Consider the following 13432-nt stretch of genomic DNA (forward strand, 5'->3'; position numbering starts at 1 on the left):
TCGAGCGAGCACACGCGAAGTCAGGAGTACCCCGTGGCGGCAGGCGCGACGAAGGCGAAGACCGACGACGAAGGACCGATCGGTCCCACCGGTCGTCCGTACCACGGGTTCCCCGTCCCTCCGGCGCTGGACTCGCACGGGCCCGCGCGCATCATCGCGCTGTGCAACCAGAAGGGCGGGGTCGGCAAGACGACGACCACCATCAACCTGGCCGCAGCGCTCGCGGGCTACGGGCGGAAGGTCCTCGCGGTCGACTTCGACCCGCAGGGCGCGCTGTCGGCGGGCCTCGGCATCCAGACGCACGAGATCCCGACGATCTACGACCTGCTGCTGGACGTCAAGCGAAACCCGCGCGAGGTCATCGTCTCGACCCGCACCGAGAACCTCGACGTGCTGCCCGCCAACATCGACCTGTCCGCCGCCGAGGTGCACCTCGTCAGCGAGGTCGCGCGCGAGACGATCCTCGCGCGCGTGCTGCGGCCGGTCGCGAACGACTACGACGTCATCCTGATCGACTGCCAGCCGTCGCTGGGTCTGCTCACCGTCAACGCCTTGACGGCGAGCCACGGGGTCATCATCCCGCTCGAGTGCGAGTTCTTCGCGCTGCGCGGCGTGGCCCTGCTCATCGAGACGATCGACAAGGTGCGCGACCGGCTGAACCCGTCGATCCGCCTCGACGGCGTCGTCGCCACGATGTACGACCCCCGCACGCTGCATTCGCGCGAGGTGCTGGAGCGGGTCGTGGATGCGTTCGGCGACGACGTGCTCGAGACCGTCATCGGTCGGACCGTCAAGTTCCCGGATGCGTCGGTCGCCGGCGAGCCCATCACCGAGTTCGCGCCCGAGCACGCCGCCGCGCAGGCCTACCTGCGTCTGGCGCGGGAGCTGGTCGCGCGTGGTGCCGTCGCCTGAGCCGGAACTCGACCCCTCGACGAGCTCGGGGACCGCGGATGGCACGGGGACCGTGGATGGCTCGGGGACCGCGGATGGCACGGGGGCCGGAGAACGCTCGGGGACCGGAGAGGGCGAGGGGTTCCGCGTCTCCTTGGGCGTCTTCGACGGGCCGTTCGATCTGCTGCTGACCCTCATCTCGAAGCACGAGCTCGACATCACCGAGGTGTCGCTCTCGAAGGTCACGGACGAGTTCATCTCCTATCTGCGCGCCCTCGAGGGCGCGGATGAGCTGGATGAGGCATCCGAGTTCCTCGTCGTCGCGGCGACGCTCCTCGACATGAAGGTCGCGGGTCTCCTGCCGCAGGGCGAGCTCGTCGACGCGGAGTCGGTCGCCCTGCTCGAGGCGCGCGATCTGCTGTTCGCGCGCCTGCTGCAATACCGCGCCTTCAAGGAGGCCTCGACGTGGTTCGCCGGCCGGATGCAGGCCGAGGACCGGCGTCACGCGCGCACGGTGCGGCTGGACGCGAAGTACCGCAACACCGTGCCCGAGCTCGTATGGACCCTCAGTCTCGACGACTTCGCCGCGCTCGCCGTGCTCGCCATGACGCCCAAGGAGATCCCGCACGTCGGGCTCGATCATCTGCATGCGCCGCTCGTCAGCATCCGTGAGCAGGCCGCCGTCGTCGTCTCGATGCTGCGCACTGCGGGGACGCTGTCGTTCCGGCAGGTCGTCGCGGGCGTCAGCCAGCCGGGCGTGTTCGTCGCGCGGTTCCTGTCCGTCCTCGAGCTGTACCGCCACGCCGCGATCGGATTCGAGCAGCTCGAACCGCTCGGGGAGCTGACCCTGCGCTGGACCGCCGACCGGTGGTCGGAGGAGAACCTGGCCGCCTTGGGAGCCGACTATGACAGATGACGTGATGGATGCGGCGCCGCCGCTGACCGAGCAGCTGGAGGCTGTCCTCATGATCGCCGACGAGCCGCTGAGCCTCGTGACGATGGCGACGGCGGTGTCGGCGCCCGTCCCCGCGGTCCGCCAGGCCGTGGAGACGCTCGTCGACGACTACGACGGCAAGGCCGGTGGCCCGCGCCGCGGTTTCGAGCTGCGGGAGGTCGGTGGCGGATGGCGTCTCTACGCGCGTGCTGAGCACGACGCGGTCCTCACCGACTTCGTGAACACGCAGGCGCCGTCGCGGCTGTCACAGGCCGCGCTCGAGACGCTGGCGGTGATCGCCTACAAGCAGCCCGTCTCGCGCGGGCAGGTGGCATCCATCCGTGCCGTCAACGTCGACTCGGTCGTCCGCACCCTGCTGGCGCGCGGTCTCGTGACGGAGGTGGGGACGGATGCCGAGACCGGCGCGATCCTCTACGGCACGACGGACGCGCTGCTCGTGAACCTCGGCATCAACTCGCTCGACGAGCTGCCGCACATCTCGCCGCTCCTGGACGGACCGGACGACACCGACATCTTCGAGGGAGCACGATGACAGAATCCGAGGGCGTGCGCCTGCAGAAGGTGCTCGCGAACGCCGGCGTGGCGTCGCGTCGCGTCGCTGAGCAGATGATCGTCGAGGGCCGGGTGCGCGTCGACGGCGTCGTCGTGACCGAGCTCGGAACGCGCATCGACCCGGAGACGGCGATCGTCGACGTCGACGGCACGGCGATCCAGCTCGACCAGTCCAAGCGCTACGTCATGCTCAACAAGCCGACCGGCGTCGTCAGCTCCATGAAGGACGAGCGCGGCCGCCCGGACCTCCGGCGCTTCACGGAGGAATGGGAGGAGCGCCTCTACAACGTCGGGCGGCTGGATGCGGAGACTTCGGGCCTTCTCGTCCTCACCAACGACGGCGAGCTCGCGCACGTGCTCGCGCATCCGTCGTTCGGCGTCACGAAGGTCTACATCGCGAAGGTCGACGGGCGCGTCACGCCGCAGACGATCGCGAAGCTCACCCGCGGGGTCGAGCTCGAGGACGGCCCGATCGCCGCAGACAAGGCGAGGCTGCTGGATGCCTCCGGAAGCACGAGTCTCGTCGAGCTGACGCTCCACTCCGGACGCAACCGCATCGTGCGCCGGATGATGGCCGAAGTCGGCCATCCCGTGCTCGAGCTCGTCCGGCGCCAGTTCGGACCGCTCCACCTGGGAACTCTCCCGGTGGGGAGGGCACGCGAGTTGACTAAAGTTGAGAGGGGCGCATTGCTGACGCTGTCGCGCCAGGCGACGGGCGCGGGGCCCGAGGGGGATCAGGAGGCCCGGTGACCGAGCTTTCGACGAGCGCAGCGCGAGCCGCGCGCACGCACGGCACGGTGCGCATCGTCGGTGCGGGGCTTCTGGGCTCCAGCATCGGCCACGCCCTCAGCGCGCTCGGCGTCGACGTCGCCCTCGACGACACCTCGCCCGCTCAGCTGCGCCTCGCCGTCGACTACGGCGCCGGTCGCGTCGCGCGCCCGGACGACCGCCCGTCGCTCATCGTCGTCGCCGTCCCGCCGGACGTGACGGCCGACGTCATCGAGCGTGAGCTCGCCGCCCATCCGGGTGTCGTCGTGACGGATGTCGCGAGCGTCAAGCTCGAGCCCTTCCAGACGCTGCAGGGCCGCGACGTCGACCTCACGCACTACATCGGCTCCCACCCGCTCGCCGGCCGGGAGCGCGGCGGAGCGATCTCGGCGCGCGCCGACATCTTCGTCGGCCGGCCCTGGGTCGTGTGCCGCGACGGCGACACGTCGGCCGCCGACCTCGCCGTGGTGGAGGGGCTCGCCCTCGATCTCGGCGCGACGCCGATCGAGATGGCGCCCGACGAGCACGACCGCGCGGTCGCGCTGACCTCGCACGTCCCGCAGCTCGTCGCGAGCCTCCTCGCGGGGCGCTTCCCCGACGCGCCCGACGGCGCGCTCCGCCTCGCCGGCCAGGGCGTGCGCGACACGACGCGGATCGCCGCATCCGCCCCCGAGCTATGGGTCCAGATCCTGGGCGCCAACGCCGCCCCGGTCGTCGACGTGCTCGATGCGCTCGCCGCCGACCTCACGCGCGTGTCGGACGCCCTGCGCGCCCCTGACGCCCCCGGTGCCCGTCGCACCGTCGCTGACACCATCCGCCGGGGAAACGAGGGCGTCGAGCTCCTCCCCGGCAAGCACGGCCAGAACCGCCGCTTCGAGCAGATCGTCGTCATGGTGGACGACACCCCTGGGCAGCTGGGTCGCCTGTTCGGAGAGCTCGGCGAACTCGAGGTCAACGTGGAGGACCTGCGTCTGGAGCACTCGCCCCGCGCGCAGTTCGGTCTCGCCGAGATCAGCGTCGAGCCGACGGCCGTGCGCCGCGCGGTCGACGGGCTCGAAGCCCGCGGATGGAAGATTGCGAGCACCACCAATGACTGACCCCTCGACGAGCTCGGGGACCGGAGCGAGCTCGGGGACCGGAGCCAGCTGGGGGACCGGCGCGAGCTCGGGGACCGGCGCGAGCTCGGGGACCGTTGTGGTCGCCATCGACGGCCCCGCCGGCAGCGGCAAATCGAGCGTCTCGAAGCAGGCGGCCCGCCGCCTCGGCTACGGGTACCTCGACACGGGGGCGGCCTATCGCGCTCTCGCGTGGCACGCGCTCGAGCACGGCGTCGACACGTCGGACGCGGCATCCGTCCTCGACGTCGTCGGAGACTTCGCCTTCGGGATCGCACTCGACCCCGACGCCTACGGCGTGCGCGTCGGGGAGGCCGACGTCACCGAGGCGATCCGCGAGCCGCGCGTGTCCGATGCCGTCTCGGGCGTCGCGCGCGTTCCCGCAGTACGGGAGTCGGTCAACGCGATGTTCCGCACGCTCGTCGACAGCTCGGGCTACCCGGGCGTCATCGTCGAGGGGCGCGACATCACGACGGTGGTCGCGCCTGATGCGCCGGTGCGCATCCTTCTGACGGCCGCGCCCGAGGTGCGGGCCGCGCGGCGCGCGGGCGAGGTGTCGACGCACGATGCGGCATCCGTCGCCGCGGCACTGCACAAGCGGGACGCCGCAGACTCGACGGTCGTCGACTTCATGACCGCGGCGCCCGGCGTCGTGGTGGTCGACTCGACCGATCTGGATTTCGACGGCACGGTGGACGCCGTGCTCGACGTCGTGCGCGCACAGCTCGCGCTCGACGCGGAAGGGACGAACGCATGAGCACGGAAGACGAGTACGAGGGCGGCGAGGACAACCTCGCCGAGAATCTCGCCAACCTCGACGAGGAGCTCGCCGAGCAGCGCGCGGAGACGCTCCGCGCGTCGCTCGTCGACTACGAGCTCGACGACGAGGATGCGGCGCTGCTCGCCGGCGTCGAACTCGGCGCGGACGGCATCGAGTTCCTCCCCGCGCTCCCCGTCGTCGCGATCGTCGGTCGCCCGAACGTCGGCAAGTCGGCGCTCGTGAACCGCATCCTCGGGCGCCGCGAGGCCGTGGTCGAGGACACGCCCGGCGTCACGCGCGACCGCGTCACTTACAAGGCCGAGTGGATGGAGCGGCGCTTCACGCTCGTCGACACCGGCGGCTGGGAGCCCGACGCCAAGGGCATCGACCGCTCGGTCGCGGCACAGGCCGAGGTCGCGATCGACCTGTCCGACGTCGTGCTGTTCGTCGTCGACGCGATGGTCGGTGCGACCTCGACCGACGAGCACGTCGTTCGGCTCCTCCGGAAGTCGGGCAAGCCCGTCTTCCTCGTCGCGAACAAGATCGACGATGCCCGCCAGGAGCCCGAGGCCGCGGCCCTGTGGAACCTGGGTCTCGGCGAGCCGCACCCGGTCTCCGCCATTCACGGCCGCGGCGTCGCCGACCTCCTCGACGAGATCGTGAAGGTCCTCCCCGAGGTCTCGGCCGTCGCGAAGGGCGAGATCGGCGGTCCGCGCCGCGTCGCGATCCTCGGCCGCCCGAACGTGGGCAAGTCGTCGCTGCTCAACAAGGCGGCCGGTGAGGAGCGGGTCGTCGTCAACGAGCTCGCCGGCACGACGCGCGACCCGGTGGACGAGATCGTGGAGCTCGGCGGCAAGCTGTGGCGCCTCGTCGACACCGCCGGCATCCGTCGCCGCGTCCACCTCCAGCAGGGCGCCGACTTCTACGCGTCGCTGCGCACCTCGGCCGCGCTCGAGAAGGCGGAGGTCGCCGTCGTCGTGCTCGACGTGTCACAGCCGATCAGCGAGCAGGACGTCCGCATCATCGACATGGTGCTCGAGTCGGGTCGCGCGCTCGTGCTCGCCTACAACAAGTGGGATCGCCTCTTCGACGACGACATGGAGAACATCGATCGCCGCCGGTACCTCGAGCGGGAGATCGAGCAGGACCTCGCCCACGTCGCGTGGGCGCCCCGCGTCAACATCTCGGCGCGCACCGGCCGTCACCTCGACAAGCTCGTGCCGGCGCTCGAGACGTCGCTCGAGTCGTGGGACCAGCGCATCCCGACCGGCAAGTTCAACGCGTTCCTGTCCGAGCTCGTCGCCGAGCACCCGCACCCGGTGCGCGGCGGCAAGCAGCCCCGCATCCTCTTCGGCACGCAGGCGTCCACGCGTCCGCCGACCTTCGTCCTGTTCACGACGGGATTCCTGGATGCCGGCTACCGCCGTTTCATCCAGCGGCGCCTGCGAGAGCTGTACGGCTTCGAGGGCACGCCGATCGTGCTCAACATGCGCGTGCGGGAGAAGCGCCAGCGCTGACGAGCGAAGACGGATGCCGCGATCCACGGGTCGCGGCATCCGTCGTCTCCGCCGCTCAGCTCGCCGGTCGCACCATCGCCGTCTCGTCCGGCTCCGCGAACCCGAACTGCCGGTACAGGCCGTGGGCATCGTTCGTGAAGAGCGTCCACCGCATGTGGGCTCCCGGGCCGTCGTCGATCATGAGCCGCATCAGCCCCTTGCCGAGGGCGTTGCCGCGGTGGTCGGGCAGGACGAAGACGTCCGCCAGGTAGGCGAATGTGACGCCGTCCGACACCGCCCGCGCGAATCCGACCTGCTCGCCGGTGTCCTGACGGTAGGCGCCGACGACGCGCCAGGCGCGCGCGACCTGCGTCGCGACATCCTCACGGGAGCGCGAGCGGCCCCAGTAGGCGTCCGTCGACAGCCACCCCCATACGACGTCGAACTGGATGCGGGCGGGGTCGTCGTCGAACACGTAATCGAGGGAGGTCATCGCTCCAGTGTGCCGGGTCGTGTCGGGTGTCCGCCGTGGCCACTCGGATCCGCGTGGCCATCCGGTGTGACAGGCTGGGTGGGTGACCATCGAGCCGCCCGCCTTCGATGAACGCCGTCGTCCGCACGGCCCGCGCGACCCGGGCGATGCCTGGGTGGTCGCGCCGTCGGGGGAGCGGTACTGGGGCGCATTCGGCGCGGCCGGACTCCTCGCCTACGACCCCGATCGCGGCGTCCTGTTGCAGCATCGCGTCTCCTGGAGCCACTACGGCGACACGTGGGCGCTGCCGGGCGGCGCGCGGCACGAAGGCGAGTCGGCGTGCGACGGAGCCATTCGCGAGGCGCAGGAGGAGGCCGGGGTGCCGGACGGAGCGATCCGCCCGCGGCTCATGAGCGTGTTCGACCTCGGCTACTGGTCGTATTCGACGCTCGTCGGCGACACCGTCGAGCCGTTCGAACCCGTCATCAGCGATCCGGAGAGCCGCGAGCTCGCGTGGGTTCCGGTGTCCGAGGTCGATGCGCGGCCGCTGCATCCGGGGTTCGCCGCATCCTGGCCGCACTTGCGCAACCTGCTCACGGTGCGCCCCGCGGTCGTCGTCGACGCGGCGAACGTCGTCGGCGCAGTGCCCGACGGCTGGTGGCGCGACCGGGCGGGAGCCGCCGACCGGCTCATCGAACGGATCGGGGCCCTGGCGGCGGCCGGTACGCCCGCAGCCGCGCTGGATCTCCCCGAGACGACGTGGTTCCCGGAGTTCACGGCCGTTCTCGAGGGGCAGGCGCGGGCGGCTGCCGGCGTCGAGGGCATCACCGTGGTCAAGGCCGCGGGCGAGGGTGACGACACGATCGCCGCGGAGGCGGCGCGCCTCGTCGCATCCGGCCGCGTCGTCACCGTCGTGACGAGCGATCGCGGGCTCGCAGATCGGGCGACGGATGCGGGTGCCGCCGTGCGCGGTGCGCGCTGGCTGCTCGACCTCCTCTAGCTTCTGGTGCCGGCTGGCGGGCTCAGCGCTGTCGGCGGCTCTGCCACCGGATGCGTCGGCGAGGCTGCGCGTCGGCGTGGTCGACCTGCCCGTCCGGCCGCGATGCCGTCTGCCGGGCCGTCCGGCGCTCTGTCCATGCGGCGACCTCCGCCTCGACGTCGCGCGTCGGGGTGACGACGGGCGGACCGCCCTGCAGCTGGCGGCGCGCCTCGATGACGCGGCGGTTGAAATCCTCGAGTGTCTCGCGGACATCCGTCTCACGAACCAGCCCGTCGAGGAGCGCATCGAGCTCTGCGTTCTCGACGCGGAGCGTCAGGGCTGCGGGCCCGAGCCCGCGGAGCTGCTCGGTCTCGATCTTCCGACGGATCCACCAATCCGGATCGTGGTGGTCGCCGAGCCTCGGGATGGGCTTGCCCGCGCCTGGGAGATCGTCGAACTCGCCGCGCCGGATGGCCTGCTGGATCGCGGTCTCCACCACCGCGGCGCGCTCGAGCTCCGACATCCCGCCCGGCCGCCCACTGGGCGCGGCGGTGTCCTCGGCGGTGTCGGCGGCGTCCCCCTGCCGGCCGCGTGCCGCTCGCTCGGATCGCCGCCGAGCCTCTGCTCGGGCGTCTTCGCTCATGTCACCTCTGCGCGTACTCTGCTCCCATTCTCGCGGAGCGTCCGTGGTCAGAGGCCGACGGCCTCCGTCGCGCCGGTGTCCGCGATGCGGGCGAGGTCGGCGAGGACGTCGAGCCGCACGATGCGGCCCTCCGCCACGGTGAAGGCCATGAGGGAGAGCACGCGCCCGTTGTGGACGACGGCGACACCCGGCAGGCCGTCGATCAGGACGGGCTGCGAGTGCGCGGCGAGGCGCGCGGCGAGCGTCGCCTGTCCGGCGATCTCCGCCGATCCGCGGAGGGTCTCGGAGGTCGTCCCGTAGTCGGCGTACAAGACGGCCCCGTCGCTCAGCAGCGAGAGCAGCGCGCGGAAGTCGCCCTCCTGGACCGCTGTGAGCCAGGCGGAGACGATGGCCCGCCCGGCGGCCCCGGGGCTCGGCGCGTCCTCGGCCGGAGGCGCCCCGTGCAGGCGATGCCGTGCACGCGACGCGAGCTGGCGGACGGCATCGGGGGAGCGGTCGAGCGTCCGCGCGATCTCGGTGAACGGCACGGCGAACACGTCGTGGAGGACGAATGCAATGCGCTCGGCGGGACTCAGCTGATCGAGGACGACGAGCAGCGCGACGCTCACGCGGTCGGCGCTCAGCGCGGCCTGCTCAGGGTCCGCCCACGCGTCCGGATCGACGGGCTCCTCCGGCCACCGCTCGACCTGCCAGGCCCGTTCTCTGCGGGAGCGAGCGGATCCGAGGATGTCCAGGCAGATCCGGGAGACGACGGTCGTGAGCCATGCGTCCAGATTCTCGATGGATGCCGCGTCGCTGCGGGCAAGCCGCAGCCAGGTCTCCTGCACTGCGTCGTCCGCGTCGCGGTTCGATCCGAGCAGCTGCAGCGCGATGGCTCGGAGCCGGGGACGCTGCCGTTCGAAGCGTTCGGCGAGAGAATTCTCGTCGGTCATGTCACATCCTCCTCAGGTGTGTCGTCGTAAGGGTGACGGGGCAGCGCGCCCCGATGTGACAGAAGGAGACATGATGGCTTCCATTCTCGTGACCGGCGGAACCGGAAACCTGGGGCGACACGTGGTGCCGCTGCTGCGCGGACGGGGTCACGATGTGCGGGTGCTCAGTCGATCCGCGCACGCGGGCCGCGAATTCGTCGTCGGCGACACGTTCACCGGAGCAGGTCTGGACGCCGCGTTCGCCGGTGTCGACACCGTCCTCCATCTGGCGGGGAGCAACAAGGGCGACGAGATCGGCGCCGGGCACGTTGCAGACGCGGCGCGGACGGCGGGCGTCGGACATGTGGTGCTGATCTCGGTGACCGGTGCGGACGCCCTCCCGCTCGCGTACTTCCGGTCGAAGGACCGCTCGGAGCACGTGGTGGCGGCATCCGGTGTGCCGTACACGGTGCTGCGAGCCGCACAGTTCCATGACTTCGCGTGGACCGTGTTCGGCGGCCTCATGAAGTCGCCGATCGTGCCGGCGCCCGCGGGGGTTCGGTTCGAGACGGTGGATGTCGCGGATGTCGCCGCCCGACTCGCCGAGCTCGTCGACGGCGCCCCGGCTGGGCGCGTTCCCGACATCGCAGGCCCGGAGGTCATCGAGGTTCCGACCATGCTCAGGCAGCTCGCGTCCGCGCGCGGACTTCGGCGATCGTTCCTGCCCGTCCATGTTCCGGGCGCCATGGGCCGCGCGTACCGCGACGGCGCCAACCTCGCGGGGTCCGACGCACTGCGCGGCGCTCTGACGTGGTCGGAGTATCTGGCGCTCCGCGCCGCGGTGCCCGCTGCCGCCTGAGCCGGTCAGTGCGATCCGATCAGCGGCCGCGGAGCCGGTCGATGTCGCGGCGCTCGCGCTTCGTCGGGCGCCCGGCACCGCGATCGCGCTGGGCGATGACGGGCACCGGGTCGCGCGGAGGCGTCCGGTCTTCCATGGCGACGGCCACCAGCGCCGCGCCGACGCGCTTCGAGATGGGCTCCCGGACGACGAGGAGCCGGTCGAACCCGTCGATGCGCACGCGCACTTCGTCACCCGGTTTCACGGTCTGCGCGGCTTTCGCGCGCTCACCGCCGACCCGCACATGTCCGGCGCGGCATGCCGTGGTCGCGGCGGAGCGGGTCTTGTAGATCCGCACGGCCCACAGCCACGCATCCACTCGCGCCGTGGTGCTCATGGTGTGGCGAGCACCTCGGCGACGGGCGCGACGGCGCGGCTGCGCAGCGCGACGAGGGTGCCCGCGACGATGAGCCCCTGGCCGGCGCAGTACGTGAGCATGACCATCGGGCTCGTCCAGTGCGGCATCATGTCGGGCACGAAGATGCGGCCGGCGAGGATCGTGTCGGAGGCCAGGAACAGCGCTCCGCCCACGGTGACGATCGGGTGGCAGCGTGCGGCGCTGGCGGCGGTGCCGCCGAGGACGAGCCCGTAGAGGACGACCGCCACGGTGAGGCTGCCGAGGTGCGGCCACAGGAACGCGAGCATGCCCGCCCACCACACGAGGTAGATCGCCGTCCACACCGGCAGGCGGCGGACGGCCAGGTGCCGGTTGAACAGCCAAATGTACATGACGTGTGCGATGCCGAAGGCGCCGAGCATGATGGGCAGCTCCGGGGCGAAGGGGAAGAAGACGGCGGCTTCGTCGCCGATCCATGAGAAGGCGAGTCCGACTCCGAGGATGGCGAGAACGCGGGCCTTCTCCTTCGGCCACCCGGCCGCGACGATGAAGACGGCGCATGCCAGCAGCGGTATGAGCAGGAACTTCGTGACGGCCGCGAGGCTGTCGTCGTAGGCGGCGAGCGCACCGATGTGGACGAGCGAGACGATGGCGTAGGGGGCGAAGGCCCACCAGCGGGTGCGCGGCGACGTTGACACGCGTCCCATCGTACGGTCGTCCAGACCGTGTCTCAGGCGAGGACCTTCTCGACGATCGCGAGGTGCGGCTTCGGGCGGGCGACCTCGGTGAAGCCCGCGGTGAGGAACGTCGAGAGGATGCCGGTGTACATCTCGTTCGCGCTCTTCTTCGCGGCGGTCGGATCGACCGGGTACGCCTCGACGACGCGGGCGCCGTTGTCTGCGGCATAGGCGAGGGCCGCGTCCAGGAGCTCGGCGGTCAGGCCGGCGCCGCGGTGCTCGCGCCGGATGACGAAGCAGGACACCGCCCACACCGACTCATCGTCGAAGGGATGCGGCGAGTCTGCGAACGCGCGCGTGCGCGCGATGCGCTGCTGTGCGGTCCGCGGGCCGACACGCACCCAGCCGGCGGCTTCGCCGTCGACGTAGGCGACGAGGGCCGGAGGGGGACCCGCGTCGACTTCGGCGCGCAGCATCCCCTGGCGTTCTTCCTGGCTGGTGCCCTGCCATTGGGCGTTCGTGATCATCCACCACTGGCACTGGCAGGAACGGCCGTCGCCGCCGCCGGACAGGGCGTGCTCGGCGTCGGCGAAGCGGTCGGGGGTCACGGGCTCGATCGTGATCGTGGACATGGTGCCGAGACTAGGAGGGGGCTCGGACACGCTCAAGGGCCGGCCGGTTCGCGGGCGCCCGCGCGAGCGGCTAAGATGGGGGAGTTGCCCGCGTGCGGGTCAACGGGATGTGGCGCAGCTTGGTAGCGCACTTGACTGGGGGTCAAGGGGTCGCAGGTTCAAATCCTGTCATCCCGACAGAAAGCCCTGGTGGATCGCAAGATCCACCAGGGCTTCGTCGTTTCACCGGCGCATCAGACGTGGACGGCCTTCCCGCCCTTGACGATCTGGGCGGTCCGTCGTCCCGTGAGGTGCCAGTCGCCCGGCTCCTCGTCGAGGAGCTCGCGGACGCGCGGCGCGACCCGTTCGCCGAACAGACGGATGCTGCGTTCCCGGACGTCGCGCGGCAGATGCGTGATGTCGTACTTGAGGTCGAACCGTGACAGATGGTTCGACCGCGCGATGGCGGCGACCTTCTGCGCGACAGTCTCGGGCGACCCGACGTACAGTGCGCCGGTGTCGACCTCCTCCGCGTACCGCTCAGCGGTGGGCGGGTAGAAGCCGCGCTCCTTGCTGATCGCGGTCACGACCGGCTCCCAGTGCTTCCAGTGCACCGTCTTGGCCTCGTCATCCGTCTCCGCGATCAGGCCGAGCGAGTGCTGCGCGATCGGCAGTTCGGGATGCCCGAAGGAGTCGAGCGCGCGGAGGTACAACTCCGCGTGCCCGGCGAACCGTTCCGGACGCCCACCGATGATCGCCATCATGAGCGGCAGGCCGTTGCGTGCCGCGCGGACCACGGAGTCCGGGCTGCCGCCGATGCCGATCCAGGCGGGGATGCCGCCTTCGGGCATGCGCGGATGCAGTCGGACGTCGTCGAGCGGAGGGCGGTACCTGCCCGACCAGGTGACGCGGTCCTCGCGCATCAACCGGAGGAACAGGTCGAGCTTCTCCTCGAAGAGCGCCTCGTACTCGGCGATGTCGTAGCCGAACAGCGAGAACGACTCGATCGCCGACGCGCGGCCGAGCACCATCTCGGTGCGTCCGTTCGAGATCGCGTCGACCGTCGCGAACTCCTGGTAGAGGCGCACCGGATCCTGTGTCGAGAGCACCGTCACCGACGTGCCCAGCTGGATCTTCGATGTGGCCTGCGCGGCCGCGGCCAGCACGACGGGAGTCGCCGAATCGACCGACGTCTCCTTGTAATGCTCGCCGACGCTGAAGACGTCCAGTCCGACCGATTCAGCCAGCTGCGCCTCCTCCACCAGCAGGCGCACCGACTCCGCATCGGACATGACCCGCCCGTTGTCGGTCGCGACATCCCCGAAGGAGTTCAGGCCGAACTCGAATCGCGTGCTCTGCTCCGTCAT

16 protein-coding genes and 1 tRNA gene are annotated in these 13432 nt (G+C 71.0%); 10 read left to right on the forward strand and 7 right to left on the reverse strand.

The window, feature by feature from the left end:
* Positions 1-33: 33 nt before the first annotated feature.
* The 7 genes from QSV35_RS19315 to der are packed head-to-tail and all read left to right on the forward strand — an operon-like array spanning position 34 to position 6558.
* Positions 34-912 (forward strand): ParA family protein, encoded by an 879-nt coding sequence (locus QSV35_RS19315; protein WP_286290614.1) that lies wholly within the window; start codon positions 34-36, stop codon positions 910-912.
* A gap of 52 nt (positions 913-964) precedes the next feature.
* Positions 965-1807, forward strand: coding sequence for a segregation and condensation protein A (locus tag QSV35_RS19320; protein WP_419956876.1), 843 nt, complete (start codon positions 965-967; stop codon positions 1805-1807).
* Complete coding sequence (gene scpB, locus QSV35_RS19325) at positions 1797-2378, forward strand: SMC-Scp complex subunit ScpB (protein ID WP_286290615.1); 582 nt, start codon at positions 1797-1799, stop codon at positions 2376-2378. The genes QSV35_RS19320 and scpB overlap by 11 nt, the downstream gene beginning before the upstream one ends.
* Positions 2375-3148 (forward strand): pseudouridine synthase, encoded by a 774-nt coding sequence (locus tag QSV35_RS19330; RefSeq protein ID WP_286290616.1) that lies wholly within the window; start codon positions 2375-2377, stop codon positions 3146-3148. Before scpB ends, QSV35_RS19330 begins: the two co-directional genes overlap by 4 nt.
* Positions 3145-4263 carry a prephenate dehydrogenase gene (locus QSV35_RS19335; protein ID WP_286290617.1) on the forward strand — a complete coding sequence of 373 codons (1119 nt, stop codon included), beginning with the start codon at positions 3145-3147 and terminating at the stop codon, positions 4261-4263. Before QSV35_RS19330 ends, QSV35_RS19335 begins: the two co-directional genes overlap by 4 nt.
* Positions 4256-5038 carry a (d)CMP kinase gene (gene cmk / locus QSV35_RS19340; protein WP_286290618.1) on the forward strand — a complete coding sequence of 261 codons (783 nt, stop codon included), beginning with the start codon at positions 4256-4258 and terminating at the stop codon, positions 5036-5038. Before QSV35_RS19335 ends, cmk begins: the two co-directional genes overlap by 8 nt.
* Positions 5035-6558: a ribosome biogenesis GTPase Der gene (gene der / locus QSV35_RS19345; RefSeq protein ID WP_286290619.1), complete on the forward strand. Its 1524-nt coding sequence runs from the start codon at positions 5035-5037 to the stop codon at positions 6556-6558. Before cmk ends, der begins: the two co-directional genes overlap by 4 nt.
* 55 nt (positions 6559-6613) lie before the next feature.
* On the opposite strand, the gene QSV35_RS19350 is transcribed toward der, so the two are convergent.
* A complete protein-coding gene (locus QSV35_RS19350; RefSeq protein WP_286290620.1) occupies positions 6614-7030 on the reverse strand; it encodes a GNAT family N-acetyltransferase in 417 nt (138 codons plus the stop codon).
* A gap of 82 nt (positions 7031-7112) precedes the next feature.
* Between QSV35_RS19350 and QSV35_RS19355 the strand changes: the two genes are divergently transcribed.
* Positions 7113-8009: an NUDIX domain-containing protein gene (locus QSV35_RS19355; RefSeq protein ID WP_286290621.1), complete on the forward strand. Its 897-nt coding sequence runs from the start codon at positions 7113-7115 to the stop codon at positions 8007-8009.
* 22 nt (positions 8010-8031) lie between these two features.
* Here QSV35_RS19355 and QSV35_RS19360 read toward each other — a convergent pair whose 3' ends face one another.
* Entirely contained in the window at positions 8032-8631 is a 600-nt protein-coding gene (locus QSV35_RS19360) for a DnaJ family domain-containing protein (RefSeq protein WP_286290622.1), read from the reverse strand.
* A gap of 47 nt (positions 8632-8678) precedes the next feature.
* Entirely contained in the window at positions 8679-9563 is an 885-nt protein-coding gene (locus tag QSV35_RS19365) for a sigma-70 family RNA polymerase sigma factor (protein WP_286290623.1), read from the reverse strand.
* Between the two features lie 73 nt (positions 9564-9636).
* On the opposite strand from QSV35_RS19365, the gene QSV35_RS19370 reads away from it, so the two are divergent.
* Positions 9637-10401, forward strand: a complete 765-nt coding sequence (locus QSV35_RS19370) for an SDR family oxidoreductase (protein ID WP_286290624.1) — start codon at positions 9637-9639, stop codon at positions 10399-10401.
* Between the two features lie 19 nt (positions 10402-10420).
* On the opposite strand, the gene QSV35_RS19375 is transcribed toward QSV35_RS19370, so the two are convergent.
* The 3 genes from QSV35_RS19375 to QSV35_RS19385 are packed head-to-tail and all read right to left on the reverse strand — an operon-like array spanning position 10421 to position 12086.
* The gene (locus tag QSV35_RS19375) at positions 10421-10777 is read right to left on the reverse strand and encodes an RNA-binding S4 domain-containing protein (RefSeq protein ID WP_286290627.1); all 357 of its coding nucleotides are present in this window, start codon (positions 10775-10777) and stop codon (positions 10421-10423) included.
* Positions 10774-11475, reverse strand: a complete 702-nt coding sequence (locus QSV35_RS19380) for a lysoplasmalogenase (protein WP_419956875.1) — start codon at positions 11473-11475, stop codon at positions 10774-10776. The genes QSV35_RS19375 and QSV35_RS19380 overlap by 4 nt, the downstream gene beginning before the upstream one ends.
* Positions 11476-11507: 32 nt before the next feature.
* Positions 11508-12086, reverse strand: a complete 579-nt coding sequence (locus QSV35_RS19385; protein ID WP_286290629.1) for a GNAT family N-acetyltransferase — start codon at positions 12084-12086, stop codon at positions 11508-11510.
* A gap of 103 nt (positions 12087-12189) precedes the next feature.
* Between QSV35_RS19385 and QSV35_RS19390 the strand changes: the two genes are divergently transcribed.
* Positions 12190-12263, forward strand: a tRNA-Pro gene (locus QSV35_RS19390).
* A gap of 56 nt (positions 12264-12319) precedes the next feature.
* Here the strand turns inward: QSV35_RS19390 and QSV35_RS19395 are convergent.
* Positions 12320-13432, reverse strand: coding sequence for an LLM class flavin-dependent oxidoreductase (locus tag QSV35_RS19395; RefSeq protein WP_286290631.1), 1113 nt, complete (start codon positions 13430-13432; stop codon positions 12320-12322).

Source organism: Microbacterium candidum, from assembly GCF_030315975.1.
GTDB classification, from domain to species: domain Bacteria; phylum Actinomycetota; class Actinomycetes; order Actinomycetales; family Microbacteriaceae; genus Microbacterium; species Microbacterium candidum.

Excerpts from the sequence above, each read along its gene's own strand:
- QSV35_RS19395 (WP_286290631.1), bottom strand. The coding sequence starts at position 13,432 with ATGACGGAGCAGAGCACGCGATTCGAGTTCGGCCTGAACTCCTTCGGG.
- QSV35_RS19375 (WP_286290627.1), bottom strand. The coding sequence starts at position 10,777 with ATGAGCACCACGGCGCGAGTGGATGCGTGGCTGTGGGCCGTGCGGATC.
- QSV35_RS19350 (WP_286290620.1), bottom strand. The coding sequence starts at position 7,030 with ATGACCTCCCTCGATTACGTGTTCGACGACGACCCCGCCCGCATCCAG.
- scpB (WP_286290615.1), top strand. The coding sequence starts at position 1,797 with ATGACAGATGACGTGATGGATGCGGCGCCGCCGCTGACCGAGCAGCTG.
- QSV35_RS19385 (WP_286290629.1), bottom strand. The coding sequence starts at position 12,086 with ATGTCCACGATCACGATCGAGCCCGTGACCCCCGACCGCTTCGCCGAC.
- QSV35_RS19370 (WP_286290624.1), top strand. The coding sequence starts at position 9,637 with ATGGCTTCCATTCTCGTGACCGGCGGAACCGGAAACCTGGGGCGACAC.
- QSV35_RS19365 (WP_286290623.1), bottom strand. The coding sequence starts at position 9,563 with ATGACCGACGAGAATTCTCTCGCCGAACGCTTCGAACGGCAGCGTCCC.
- der (WP_286290619.1), top strand. The coding sequence starts at position 5,035 with ATGAGCACGGAAGACGAGTACGAGGGCGGCGAGGACAACCTCGCCGAG.
- QSV35_RS19330 (WP_286290616.1), top strand. The coding sequence starts at position 2,375 with ATGACAGAATCCGAGGGCGTGCGCCTGCAGAAGGTGCTCGCGAACGCC.
- QSV35_RS19360 (WP_286290622.1), bottom strand. The coding sequence starts at position 8,631 with ATGAGCGAAGACGCCCGAGCAGAGGCTCGGCGGCGATCCGAGCGAGCG.
- cmk (WP_286290618.1), top strand. The coding sequence starts at position 4,256 with ATGACTGACCCCTCGACGAGCTCGGGGACCGGAGCGAGCTCGGGGACC.